10 protein-coding genes and 1 pseudogene are annotated in these 13,400 nt (G+C 57.7%); 5 read left to right on the top strand and 6 right to left on the bottom strand.

What is annotated here, in order from left to right; genetic code table 11:
- Both IF809_RS36585 and IF809_RS36590 read left to right on the top strand, forming a co-directional pair.
- The coding region (locus tag IF809_RS36585) for a GFA family protein (protein WP_462839929.1) at window positions 1–1,038 on the top strand (1,038 nt) is incomplete at its 5' end.
- Window positions 1,023–1,700 (top strand): 2OG-Fe(II) oxygenase, encoded by a 678-nt coding sequence (locus IF809_RS36590; RefSeq protein ID WP_014497804.1) that lies wholly within the window; start codon window positions 1,023–1,025, stop codon window positions 1,698–1,700. The genes IF809_RS36585 and IF809_RS36590, both read left to right, overlap by 16 nt.
- A gap of 543 nt (window positions 1,701–2,243) precedes the next feature.
- Here the strand turns inward: IF809_RS36590 and IF809_RS36595 are convergent.
- The 6 genes from IF809_RS36595 to trpD form a co-directional block, all read right to left on the bottom strand.
- On the bottom strand, window positions 2,244–2,711 hold the full coding sequence (locus IF809_RS36595; protein ID WP_018647484.1) for a hypothetical protein: 468 nt from the start codon (window positions 2,709–2,711) through the stop codon (window positions 2,244–2,246).
- A gap of 469 nt (window positions 2,712–3,180) precedes the next feature.
- Window positions 3,181–4,491, bottom strand: a complete 1,311-nt coding sequence (locus IF809_RS36600) for a preATP grasp domain-containing protein (protein WP_028143989.1) — start codon at window positions 4,489–4,491, stop codon at window positions 3,181–3,183.
- Between the two features lie 27 nt (window positions 4,492–4,518).
- Window positions 4,519–5,154: a hypothetical protein gene (locus tag IF809_RS36605; RefSeq protein WP_223153701.1), complete on the bottom strand. Its 636-nt coding sequence runs from the start codon at window positions 5,152–5,154 to the stop codon at window positions 4,519–4,521.
- A gap of 140 nt (window positions 5,155–5,294) precedes the next feature.
- A complete protein-coding gene (locus IF809_RS36610; RefSeq protein ID WP_133415003.1) occupies window positions 5,295–5,555 on the bottom strand; it encodes a hypothetical protein in 261 nt (86 codons plus the stop codon).
- A gap of 872 nt (window positions 5,556–6,427) precedes the next feature.
- Window positions 6,428–6,613 (bottom strand): hypothetical protein, encoded by a 186-nt coding sequence (locus tag IF809_RS36615; protein ID WP_014497801.1) that lies wholly within the window; start codon window positions 6,611–6,613, stop codon window positions 6,428–6,430.
- Between the two features lie 239 nt (window positions 6,614–6,852).
- A complete protein-coding gene (gene trpD, locus IF809_RS36620) occupies window positions 6,853–7,866 on the bottom strand; it encodes an anthranilate phosphoribosyltransferase (RefSeq protein WP_014497800.1) in 1,014 nt (337 codons plus the stop codon).
- 1,196 nt (window positions 7,867–9,062) lie between these two features.
- On the opposite strand from trpD, the gene IF809_RS36625 reads away from it, so the two are divergent.
- The 3 genes and pseudogenes from IF809_RS36625 (at window position 9,063) to IF809_RS36635 (ending at window position 13,329) form a co-directional block, all read left to right on the top strand.
- Window positions 9,063–9,296, top strand: a complete 234-nt coding sequence (locus tag IF809_RS36625) for a hypothetical protein (RefSeq protein ID WP_014497799.1) — start codon at window positions 9,063–9,065, stop codon at window positions 9,294–9,296.
- Between the two features lie 1,507 nt (window positions 9,297–10,803).
- Window positions 10,804–12,048, top strand: coding sequence for a group II intron reverse transcriptase/maturase (ltrA, locus tag IF809_RS36630; protein WP_014497798.1), 1,245 nt, complete (start codon window positions 10,804–10,806; stop codon window positions 12,046–12,048).
- Window positions 12,049–12,224: 176 nt separating this feature from the next.
- Window positions 12,225–13,329, top strand: a pseudogene (locus IF809_RS36635) (IS3 family transposase).
- The last annotated feature ends 71 nt before the right edge of the window (window positions 13,330–13,400 follow it).

Consider the following 13,400-nt stretch of genomic DNA (forward strand, 5'->3'; position numbering starts at 1 on the left):
GGGTCGCAAAGGGACCTCATATTCGATGCAATGCATCAAAATCGGGACATTGGGAGGGACATTGAACTGACCAGCGTGGTCGCGAATTTTATCTGCTGGGATGAGACCGGTGGCCATGGCGGGATTCTCCGGGGCGGCAAGGCGGCGTTGCCCGATATTCTTTTGACAGAAAACTTTCACTCCAACCTCTTGAGAAAGGATGCTGCACGACTACTCGGCAGAGCGATAAGGCCCAACTATAGCGACAGGACGAAGCAGTACCTGCATTCTCTCTATGCCGGATTGTCATCGAAAGACCCCCTGGTTCGTTGCGCCTACATGGTCGCCTTTGAGCTCCATGCTGCAGACATGATCCAGTCGCTGTGGACCACTCTGGTCAAAACCTTCAAGGCGCGGCCGGACGATCTTGAGTATTTTCGCGGCCATGTCGGCGGAGAAGATCCCGCGGAGAAGTACCACGGAGAAATGACAGGCCGGCTGATTGGTGAACTTGTGCAGCCTGGCCTTAATGATCGCTTTTTGAATGAATTCGGCCGAGCCTATCGGCTCAGCGTCCAGTGGTGTCGCGATCTGCTCGGAACGGCGGCGCGTACGGGAGATGATCACTCCGAGATGCAACATCATGGCCGTTGTCATTGCGGCGCTATCAAATTCTACGTCAATGCACCTCGAGAGCTCTCTGCAGTTCGATGCAATTGCTCAATTTGTCAAATGTCTGGATTTGTCCACTTGCTCGTACCTGGCGATAAGCTGCGCATCGAGTGCGGCGAAGAGTTCCTCACGACATACCAGTTCAACAAGAATATTGCGCGGCACACGTTTTGCCGGCTTTGTGGCGTAAAGCCATTCTATAGGCCGAGGTCGAATCCCTCCGGGTACAGCGTAAATATCCGATGTCTGGATAGAAAGACCATCGAGCACTTAAGAATATCTGAGTTCGATGGCGCGCATTGGGAGCAAGCATTCCTGTCAATGCAGCAGGACCCGGAGTCATGCTTCGAAGATCAAAGGAGTGAGCTCGAATGGCGCGCGCAATGAAAGATAAATCCTGTCTTCTTTCAGAAGAAGTCCTGACAAAGTACCGGATTGAGCTGCTAGTAAAGGGGTCCGTCGTAATCGCCCCGCAAATGTTATTCACTCAAGACGACATAGCCAGGATCGATCAGCTGCAGGCTGAGATTCCGGAAGAAGAAGTGCGGGAGGGAGATGCGGGCGACTTGCACAGCGTCTTTGTCCAGCGCGTGAGGGTAGACCCGCCCGGCCACGCGCCTAGCAACGTGAGTGGTACTGCTTCGGGTCAGATCATGGAGCTGCTCGAAAGTAGAGATCGCAGCTTCGCGCTAAGAAAGATCTTCGGAGCATCCGCAGATTACGTGGTTCGCCGATGCCAGATGCATCGTATGCCGCCGGGGTCCTTTATCGGCATTCATTTGGATGCGGCGAGTGATCCGGATTTCGAGTACTCGGTGATTGTGCAGCTAGCGAGAGACTTCGACGGCGGTGAATTCGTGGTATATCCAACCGGGTACGAACAACACGTATTCCGGCCGCCATTTGGCGCTGTGCTTGTCACAACCTGTAAGGTCCGGCATGAGGTAAAGCCGGTATCAAGCGGGGAGCGCCGATCCCTCGTATACTTCTGTTCAAAACGCAGCGGCGTGAACCGCCGGATCATCGAGGGTTCTAACGCTCGGCCCTAGCGTGCCGCGCCTGGTATGGGTCTCTGCAAATCGTGGGCTGAGCGAGCTCTCCGGGGAATTGATGGCTTTCCCATCTTGCGGGTCCTTCGTGAGGTCCGACACGAGTCTGGTCGCAAGCGATGGCTTACATTGATCGTACGCGTCCGGTGACGGCCCCTAGTTGGGCGTCTTGAGCGGATGGCCGACCTCGCTCATGGGGCATGAGCGACGTTCTGAGGTTACCAATTCCGGGCGTGAGTTCGTGGACGCGCTTGGCGAGATGATCCAGCAGGCAGGCCAGCACAAGCCTGTGGATCTAGGGCTTGGCTGTGGCGATGAAGTGATCGCTTTGGTCGTGTCATTGTTACTCCAAGCTCTGCGCCCCGATCCGGGCCTTTTCCTCGCCCGTCCATCGTCGGCGACGATCCCAGTGATCACCTCGACGCGACGATCACCTTGCTACTGGCTCGAGCATGGTATTTGCCATCGTTCCTCCTCCACGGATCCGCTCATGCCGAGCTGTATCGCGGGCGCCGAAAGGGGAGCGGTTGGGGCCTCACGCCGTTACAATGGGCCGAATATTTCCACCACAATCACCACAATCACGAGGAGAGTGGTCGCAAAGGCCATGATGACCATTCCGCTGCCCGCAGGTAGGAGGCTGAGAGGCGAGGCGATAGGATTGCAGATCGACGGCATCACACGGGGCGGGAGATTGAGCCTCTCAGTGCTATCGAAGATATAGCTAGTCGGGCGTCGGGACTCACGGACCACACATCCAAAGCTGGGTTGCATCCCCGCGGAATTGTCAGCCAGCTGGTCCCGACCGGGGTTGTCCGGCGGCTGCCCGGGAACGAGCGGCGTTTGGCTGTAGTAGGGACCACCATGCTTGGAGCTCGGTGCCACCTCGCGCAGAGCAGTCTGCCTGACAAATGCGGAACTTGCGCCAGCGGCCACATTCATGGCTTTTGCAACTCCAGATGCAAGCAGAATCAAAGCCAAGTCGAACAAGATCAATCGGATCAGCCTCATTGGGGCTCCGAAGATAGCTGCTGCGGCCGCGTTCTTTGCGGCAACTCCTGCTCCTATGCAGCAATTTACGTGCCGGCAAAGTGCGGTCTTTTGGGGCCGCTTATTTCATAGTGAAACTCGCATAAACCCAAGCCAGCGAGTGCAATCGCCCATCGTATTGTCGAGTTTCAACGTAGGCGTCGCAAATCGGCCAAGCAGGACGTGCAATGCGATTAGCTTTTGGGGTCGGCAACTGCGCTGGCAGCCTTACGCCATGACGCTCGTCGCTGTACAAGCTTCGGCGCACCGCTGGTCTCGTCCGGGACGAACAAGAGCACTCTCATAGGGCCACCATTCATCGTCCGACCAAAGCTTGCTCGGTGATTGGGGCACCTTCGTCGCCACGTGAAGGAAGGGAGGCGCGCGTTCCCGGTGCGCGATGGTGTATCCCAGGCTTCGAAGCGATGAATTGAGCGGCTGACGATGTTTGCTACGACTTCAATAGTCGGTGTTGCTGATCGTGGGCCGCGGGCCTGTTCGGCGCAATCACAACGCACTCCACAGTGCCAGCCTTTTCATCGGCAGCAAGCGGGATCACGCCCTCCTTACGTGTGTGGTCGAATATAAGTCCATCCTTGACGAGACGATCATGCGCCGCCCGGAAGGATGCTGATCGCACATTTCTCACAGATAAAATAACGTTACAGCCGAAATAGTCGACGCCTAGCAGCCGGACGGCAATGTTGTGTAACACCGAGCCGCCACCCCAGCGGCCGTTCGCTTCATTGAACAGCAACCGCCCGTCTTGTGCGAAAATGGCGTCGATGTTGATCATTCCGCGATACCCCAGGTCTCGCGCGAGTGCCACAAAACGGTAGGCATGGGCCTGGGCAGCTAACAATTGCTCTTCCTCCAAGTCGCTTGGAAGCTCAAGTCCCGTCCGGATCAGAGCTCTTTCGGATCGGTCTGCGCTTTTACGCAGACGTATGCTTCCACTATTGACAAAAGCGATTGATGCATCATCCTGGATTGTATACTCGAGATAGAATAAAGATCGGGCCAAGTGGTACGATTCCACGACCAGCGTCTTACACGAGGCTGTTGTCATCTCAGACCACAATGCTTCGGGATCAAACGACGGCCACGAAACCCACCGAGTATCTCTGGCTCCAGGTAGCGGATCGCTCTTATTGCTGGTCAGGATGACGTTTCCAACTCCACCAGCTCCATTATCCAACTTTACAATGACCGTGCCGGTCTCGGATTTGAGGGAGGTGACGGCTTTGAACAGTCCATTTGGGTCTGTCGCGACTGATCCATGGGGGAGCGGAAGTGCAACGCTTGTTGCCAATTGACGGAAGTGGCTCTTGCGATTCAACAGATCAGGCCCGCGCTGCAAAGCGAAGTCGTCACCGGTCTTCGGTATGCCTAGAATGGCCGCCAAGCGTGCGACGCCTTCAGTAGAGTAGCAGGGATACAATTGCCAGTCTGATTTCTGGCGAATATGTCTTTTGAGCCGCTCGACAACAGTTTTGGACAGTAACGTACAATCATCGAGGATTGTCGATTGGCGGCTCGCAGGTACAAGCAGGCGAAGAGCCGATGAATGGAAATTGAGCGTTCCGCCAATGAAGGATAACAGATCGGCCGGGATCACTACCGGAGAGACTATCAGGTCGCCCTCCTGAGCAAACCACGCTGAACGAAATGCCGAGTTGGCGGCCAGCGAAAGTTGAGCTTTTGTTAGGTGGGCGCCCGACATCTGAGGCGTACCGGCATTCATAATCAGGATTCGCGGCATTCTCGACCTCCGGACATCTGGTCGTGATCAGGATGGGATCGTCATGGCAACCACGAAGTCGTTGCCATGCCGTGGCAAGGCTCTGGGAGAGGGGAGAATTTGCGCCATCTCGATGTCACCTGCGATGCAGCGGGAGAGAACGGCCCGCCTCGAATCTGCCGATCTCAATTTATGGCTCGGCCGCGTATGAAATGATCTCGCAGAGCCCGATAAACGGGCTCTGACCAAACATGGGCGATCAGCGCTTGCGCCTCGATCCGGCAGTCGCCGCCGCTTGGTCACATAAGCGGCGGGTGCGTCTTCCCATCGAGCAACGGCTCGACCGACCAGCATTCGGCTACATTTGGATGTTCCGTAAGCACTCGCTCTATTCTTGCTGGAAAGATATTCTCGCTTGAAATAATCGAGAGTTGTTTTGCCGCGGTGAAGCGGAATAGATCCATCGGCCTCGCAGTGTCCATTGTCGCCGGCGAGGCTGGGGATCTCGAGTCGGGCTCCTCTCAGGGCACCAAACTGGCTCTCCAAGGCGCGAGCGATCCGCTCAATGTATCGATTGAGGATGACATAGCTGGACGGCTTCCGTTCGAAATGAATCGCGGTCTTGTCAAAGGTATAGGTAGCGCTTCCCTCGGCCGGGGTGGAAAAATTCAGCTTGCTATTCATGCGTGTCAGGTCCGCGCATTCTGTTTGCGCCACCCGCAACGGCCCCCCAAATCCTGACGAGGCCCCGGTCATATGCTTCGGCTGGCGCTTGTACAGGCTGTGCTCACACGGTCTTGGCGGAAGCCTTCTTTTAATGGCTGTCATGGGGTGCGAACGATGGATATCGCTCGAGGGAAATCTGCCGATCGATCGATCACTCCGCTCTGCTCAGCTGCGGTGTGCATCTTCCGGTAATGATCGGCACACCACGAAGAGGTCTTCTTGCCGCGTTTTTGATATACAGGCTCGCCGCACATATAGGCCGCTCTCATATCTCCATCTTTGAAACCGATGATGCAACGGCACTGGCCTTCAACATGATGAACTAACAGGACCTTCTTAAGGCCATCGCGGTCTTTCAACTTGCTGCTCCAGCCTGCCAAACAATTTCTTCCGATGCCGCGCTGGTCACGCGGAGTCGCCCGCGCGGGCCACTCGTCGAAACCCGCGCGGGCTCACCATCTGCCAAACCTTGCACGGTCGAAACGCCTTGCCAGGTGCGGAAAGGAGCTTGAAGGTGGCGGGTTCGGCGAACTGAGTTTTGTGCGTTGCTGCGCGAGACGAGCAGCTTCAGGAAGCGGGCGCCACCTAAGCGCTTCCGATAGACTTCCACGTCGATCAATTCTGACCTTATCGGCTCCCGTGGCGAAGTGGCCGCCGGCGGCCATATTGTCAGGATCAGAAATGCCGAACCATTTAGAGCTACGTGCGAGCTCTGGCGCCGCGATCGGAACTCGCTGCACAGCCCTCCCGAGCGAGGGACTATAGACAATGAGGAGCATGACCGGCCATCGGTCAGCGGATATGACCAGCTGAGGCATTCGCAGTCCCTCACACGATAGGTGCCACGCCCGAGAGCGTACGATTTAACGTTACGTCAGATTCAAGCCCCTTTTTTGCGGCCTATGAAAACGTGACCAAGGTAATGCTGGCCCAAGCAGTCCCCCAAGGGGCTATCGCGAACATGTAGCGCCGCCGTGAGGGGGGCGAGCCCCAGTTAATGAGGGCCATTGAGGAGAGATCCAGCGAACGCGTCGGCGGCGTACCCAACGCACGTCGCCGCTCGCTTCCGGCGAAATTTGGAGTTGCTCAGGGGGCGTATGCGGGAATCACCATCGGCGGTCAGTCTGAGAAGGCGAGATATCGAAGCCAAGCTTGGCAAGTGTTTTTGGCGTTTGCGTAAAGCGCCACGCTGGCCTGCCAGTCTCTCGGCATGTAGGCGGCAACGGCGCACCTAATGCGCTCTCAGCAGAACACGTCGTTTTGCCTCGAAAAGATGCTCATCCAGGGTATCGTGCAGCGCACGCCGCAGCTCTGGCGGGATGGAGCTATCTGTATCGATCAATTCCCGAAACTTCCGGATGATGTGTTCTATTGTTGCGATCGTTCCCAGTGTTTCCATCCTCTGCCAGGGCATCATCCATTGTCTCCTTTGGCGCGTAACGCACGTTGCGCCGCGGGTCCTCACCTCAGCAACCGGGCCGAGAACAGCCTCTAGTCGGCAAAGGGGTGGCTGTCGGACACCTGCTCAGCGCGAGTTGTTTCGTCAGCGGCGCTCACTCAAATTCCGCAGAAGTGGCGCGCATTTGCAGCTGCAATATTCTTGCGCACGTAAGCTGCACTCTTGATCGCATTAGTCGAGCCTCAGCCAGCTCAGCTTTAGGCGTTTGAAACCGCAATCAAGCGAGTCAGCCGGGCGGCTGCAGCGCCGTGATCAAGTGATTCTTGGCCAAGTGCCACGCCTTGCTGTAGGTTCGAGGCACGACCGGCCACCACCAGTGCCGCCGCCGCGTTCAAAAGTGCGGCATCACGAAAAGGGCCTGGGAGGCCGTCGAGCACTTTCTCTAACGCAATGGCATGAGACTCGCAATCACAGCTCTCCAGCGCATCGGCGCGGTAGCGGGGGAGCCCGGCTTCTTCCGGCGTCACTTCGAACGTGCGGACTGTACCGGCCTCGACCGCAGCAACAAAGCTTGTCCCGGCGAGGGATATTTCATCGAGCCCGTCCGAGCCATGAACAACCCATACCGAATCGGCACCCAGGTTCTTCAAGACGTACGCCAATGGCTGCACCCATTTGCGAGCGAAAACTCCAAGGATCTGCCGCTTGACGCCGGCCGGATTAGACAAAGCCTCGATTAGATTGAACATTGTGTGGGTTCCAAGCACGCTTCGGATCTGGCTGATGCGCTGCATCGCAGGATAGCCGGCTGACGCAAACATGAAGCCAATGCCGGCTTCGTGCACACAACGTGCGATCGCATCAGGCTTGAGATCGACCTTTACGCCTAGACTCGCCAACACGTCTGCGGTGCTTGAACGCAAAGTCGCAGCGCGGTTAACATACTTGGCGACAGGAACGCCGGCCCCGGCGACGATGAAGGAAGCGCACGTCGATACGTTGAGCGGACGCATCGCCCCGTCGCTCGCACCAGTGATATCGATGGGGTCGCATTGCATTTCCACCTTGGGCATTAAATTCCGCATTGCGGACGCGGCGCCGGTGACTTCTTCGACTGTTTCGCCGCGGACTCTCATCCCAATCAACAAGCCACCGATCTGCGAGGGAGTTGCGTCACCCGACATCATGCTGTCGAACGCTGACGCAGCCTCCTCGCGCGTCAGTATGGCGCCCGTGGCAACTTTCGCGATGATCGACTTGAGCGGTTCCATCGAACTGTGCACGTCCCTTGTCCAATCTGAGCTGCGACCGTTCAGCCAGACGTCTTTGCAGCCGAGTGCCTTGTTGCAGCTGCCTGTCTATTCGCACTCGCTATGCCGCACTTGTCCAACAGGCGGCCGACAGATGAAACGTGAGCATCTGTGGCGACGCTACAACCTGACGCTACGTGAGGGTCAAGCCCTCTCCATTCGATGGTGCCCTAGATAGGACGCCGGCGGCTGGTCAGAGGACTGCAGTCGCTTGATACCAGAACAATAGCGTCGTCTCGAGCCTGCTTGCCGGCGATATTAGGAGGGTCACAAGGCTTTTGGCTTCCGGCGCCGCCGTGGCGGGGGCCGCCGGTTAACCTTCGTGCGATGTGCTGCACGTGAGCTGGGACGACTTCTGGTAAGGAGCCGGGCGGACAAGTCGTAGCACCTTCACTTCGATCTGCTGCTCTGATTGCCGATGTCCCGCCCGGAGATCACGTATCGGCATTGCTGACTGAGGCGATCTTGCTTGGATCTGAGGCAGACAGTGATAGCAAAGCGATCTGGTATGTGACTACTACAAAGGCGTAACACGTCTTCCATACAGGCCTCTTTCTCCTCTGCGGTCGGCGCTTGATCAAGCGCGTTGGCTGGCGCGAGCATGACCGTTGTCATTGCCAGGCCAAGAGCGATGGCGCCGTAGCGAAGTCCGAGGTCCGAAGCCAACTTAGTTCGTTGTTTCTGAATCATAACATTCCTTCAATTCGGGTGGGGTGACGTTTTGTTCTTGCTGTGTGCGGAGCGCATCATCTGCCAACCGGAAAGCTGCGGATCTGCTTAGCTGGCTGTCGGCAAGCTCGTTATTCTACTTTGCGGTTCTCATTGTACGGAGCCCGTCATCCGCCGGGAATGACATTCGATGAATCGGGGGTAGGCCTGCACCGGATGGTGTTAGGCTCTCTATTTCGTCGTCCTGGGCTAGCGTACATATTTGAAGCATTCGCAAATGTCGTGATGTCAGGAATCCCCTGGCTCTCAGTGGTGATCCCCACTTGTCCCAACTCGTACAATCTAACGATGCATGCGATTCAAAGTCTCTTCATAAGACCGATGGTCTAAAGCTGTCGGGGGCTGTGGACTAGGGATCGACCGCTTCGGCAGCCGAGCCACGAGCGTCGCTCCTACGTGATGATACGGAGCGTAGGTGTCGCAATTGTTTGATCTACGAATTGCATGCTCTCGGCATGAATCCGAAAAGCAAACTCTACCAACCCGATCACTGGCGAGGCCGCGCGCAAGCAACGCGAAAGAAGGCGGCAGCGCTCGTTGACGGGAAAGCAAAAGACAGGTTGCTTAAGATTGCCTTCGAATACGACAAGTTAGCGCAGCGCGCCCTCGTGTGGCGGATGCGCAAAAATGAGGACGATACGTGGCCTGAGCAAGAGCTGTAAGCGCTGCTACGGCCAATCAAGGCTTCAGCCTTTTGAACTATACCCAACCCAAGGGCGAGGCTGATATCGCTCAACAAGCAAGTCAATCCCGCCTGCTCCGAGCGTTGCGGGAGCGAGGAGCGAGGCGGCCGGGCCGTCCTATGCCATAGGACGTGAGGGCGGAGCCGGCCGCTTGCCCAACGTTCCTTCAGGTCTCTTTGCTTCGTCAGCTTCTCGAAAGCTAGCTTTCACATAACGGTAATGCGGAGTACCAGTTCTCACTTGCAGTCAATCCGTTGCGCCTAACGAGGAAGCCCGGATGCCACCTGCGCGGTACGTCGAGCTGCTACTGGTCATTTTTGGCACTTAGCCGCGGCCGCAACGGCATATCAGTGTCTTTCATTTCAGACATCTGGGTTATGCGTCGGAATTCCTGTTGCGGTCGCCGGAGCAGCGCACTCTAAATCCAGGTCGCAGCGCGAATTGCGCGCCGGCATCAGGTTATTCGCAGCCGTGGCGGCTGCAGCATGCGATAGGCCCTAGAAGCCTCGCGCGGTCGCCATGCACGGGAGGCTGTCAGAAGAAGGCTGTGATGACCAAGTAGATTCCAGCCCAAAGCACCGCATTTATGAGAAGTGCGACGAGGAGCTCCCAGTTCCACCTTCTCTGCGGTTGCAAGGAGGGACGATCGGCGCCGAAATGCTTGATCATTGGGGGCTTTGTTACGCGCGAATGTACGTCTCATTGCGCTGAGCGCCGGCCAACAGAAATATGCCAAGCTTTGCATGCCTCCTATCACTCATAAGCTAGCAGTCCTCTCTTCATAGGGCGGTAGGAGAACGATGTTCGTTGCGTCGCGACCACTCGGCCGATTGATTGCTCGTGTATCTTCGGAACGGCAAGGTCGCGTTCGGCCCACGCAGCAAGCTACATGCCAGAAGGTAGAACTGTCGGCAGCGCCTTTCATTTGATGGGTTGGTCAAACGGAGCCGCTGCGCGACGTCGGAGTCGCGACATTCCTGTCGGAAACAAAACCCGCATTACCGTGTGCAACGAACACCGGCGGCGACGCCGGTGATGCTGTGTTGAAGATGGGAGTTTGGCCTCCCGGAGCCGGCCTTCAGGGGCAGGCTTCAAACCACCTCATGCTGCCGCGTTCAAAAGGCGCGGTGGTGAGCGATGAGGAAAAAGGCGGTGAATGAAACCGTCAGGTAAGTGACAAGAAGATGAGTGCAAGCGAACCGCCGATGACGTATCGAAATGGGTTCAAGATGCTGTCAAGACGGGCGTGGGGTAGTAGCGCTCGGAGGAGTGTGGGCGGAGCCTGTTTACGGCCCACGCGGCAGCCGGTGCATAGGCGGCATGATCTCGTCACAGGCTTCAACACGGAACGTCGGAACCTGACGCAATGCGTCAGGGGCGGAGCAACCCGTAATAGTGAGGAAGCGGCTGTAATGGCCGTGGAGCAAAGGGGTTGCGTTATCCTGCCGGCGTCACTGCGCCAACCGGGAAGACCGGGAGGAGCACGGTGAACTCCGGCAAACCGTTGCCCATCACCAAGCGGATGGTGTGGGAAGCCTATAAGCTTGTGAAGAAGGGAAAGGCGGCGGGCGTCGATGGCCAGAGTCTCGAAGACTTTGCCGGCGATCTTGAGAACCACCGCTACCGGCTGTGGAATCGGTTGGTGTCAGGAAGTTACTTCCCGCCACCAGTGCGGCGGGTCGAGATTCCTAAGGCCGGCGGTGGGATTCGTCCTCTTGGCATACCGACGGTCGCGGACCGTATCGCCCAGATGGTGGTCAAACGGTGTCTGGAGCCGGTGTTGGATGGAGAATTTGATCCGGACTCCTACGGCTACAGGCCCGGAAAATCGGCCCATCAGGCCATAGAGCAGGCGCGTAAGCGGTGCTGGCAGCACGACTGGGTCGTAGATCTCGACATCAAGAGCTTTTTCGACACGATCGATCATGAACTCTTGATGCGCGCGGTCTATCGACACACGAAAGCTGACTGGATCCGGCTCTACATTGAGCGGTGGCTTAAGGCTCCGGTCGAGATGCCCGATGGATCGGTTCGGGCGAGGACGACAGGCAGGTCTCAAGGGGGTGTGGTCAGTCCAATCCTGGCAAACTTGTTCCTGCACTACGTGTTCGATGTTTGGATGAAGGGGTCTTATCCCCACATTCCGTTCGAACGCTACGCCGACGACATCATCTGCCATTGCCGCACGCGGCAGGAAGCGGAGGAACTCAAATCGGCGCTGGAACGACGGTTTGCTGACTGCCATTTATTGCTGCATCCGGAGAAGACTAAAGTGGTCTACTGCGCTGACAGCAATCGACGGCGGTCCTACCCGCAGATCCATTTTGACTTCCTGGGCTTTAGCTTCCGCCCCCGTATGGCGAAGAACCGGTGGGGCAGGATCTTCACCTGCTTCCTTCCGGGCGTGAGTCCGAACTCTCTCAAGGAGATGAGGGCTCGCATTCGAGGATGGCGCTTGCCTCAGCACTCGCCGCTTCCGCTTGAAGACATCGCGCGTAGTCTCAGCCCCGTCCTTCGGGGCTGGGATCAATACTACGGGCGATTCTACCCGACGGAACTGCGTAGGCTCTATGAGTACTTCGATGAGCGCCTCGGCGCGTGGCTTCGGTGCAAGTACAAGCAACTGAAGGGCCATCGGGGACGGTCGTTGCGGAAACTCAACGAGATGGCGAAGCAAAATCCAAAGCTCTTTGTCCATTGGCAAAAGCTTGGACGGGCTACGGTTGGATAACAGGAGCCGGATGATGCGAGAGTATCACGTCCGGATCTGTGAGCGGCCGAGGGTGAAACTCCCTCGGCCTACTCGACAGCAAAAGGTGAGCGCCTCGCGAGCGTCATGCCGTATGACCTTGCCCCGTGGACTTAATCCAGATTGAAGTTCGCTCTGGCCGATATGAGGACCAGAGCATGAAGCGCAGCCGCTTTACGGAAGAGCAGATCATCGGGATTTTGAAGGAGCACGAAGCTGGCGTGTCGGTTGCCGATCTGTGCCGGAAGCACGGCGTCAGCGATGCCAGCATCTACAAATGGAAAGCCAAGTTTGGCGGGATGGAGGTCTCGGAGGCCAAGCGGCTGAGGACGCTGGAGGATGAGAACACGCGGCTGAAGCGGCTTTTGGCCGATCGTGGACGCCCACGGGATGAGCGAACGGCGGGCGTGTAAAGCCATCGGCTGTTGCCGCATGACCATCAGATATCGGACGACCCGGGCGGACGACGCGGCCCTACGCCAACGCATGAGAGCGATTGCCGAGGTGCGCCGTCGCTTCGGCTATCGGCGCCTGCATGTTCTGCTCAGGCGGGAGGGCTATCTGGTCAACCACAAGAAACTGTTCCGGCTCTACCGGGAAGAGAGGCTCGCGGTCCGTCGCCGTGGTGGCCGCAAGCGGGCGCTCGGGACCAGGGCGCCGATGGTGGTGCCGATAGCGCCGAATGACCGCTGGTCGCTCGACTTCGTCTCGGACCAGCTCACCGATGGCCGCCGCTTCCGCATCCTGACCGTGGTCGACGAGTGCACGCGCGAATGCCTGGCGTTGGTGGCCGACACCTCACTGTCGGGCTCCCGGGTGGCGCGGGAGCTGGACCGGCTGATGATTGAGCGCGGCAAGCCCAAAATGGTGGTCAGCGACAACGGCATCGAATTGACCAGCAACGCCATCCTGACATGGGCCGACCAGAGCCGTGTCGACTGGCATTACATCGCGCCCCGCAAGCCGACGCAGAATGCCTTCATCGAAAGCTTCAATGGCTGTCTCCGAGACGAATTGTTGAACGAGACGCTGTTCACGTCGCTGGCCCAGGCCCGCGTCGAACTCGGACATTGGCGGGCCGACTACAACGATACGCGACCTCACTCGCAACTCGGATGGAAAACACCATCGGAGTTTGCCTTCACCTGCAACCCGCGACGGGATCTGGCGCTGCGCTATGCCGATGGCTCCGCGCCAGCTCCCGCCGCTGCCACCGCCCAACCGAGCAAATCCAACAGCCGGGGCGAACTCAGGACCGGATAAAACTTGATGTGGTGGAACGGCCCGCTCCAACAGCATCAAAGTGCTAGAACGTGGTCGTTGTTCGAACGCCA

Source organism: Bradyrhizobium sp. UFLA06-24 (genome assembly GCF_054967145.1).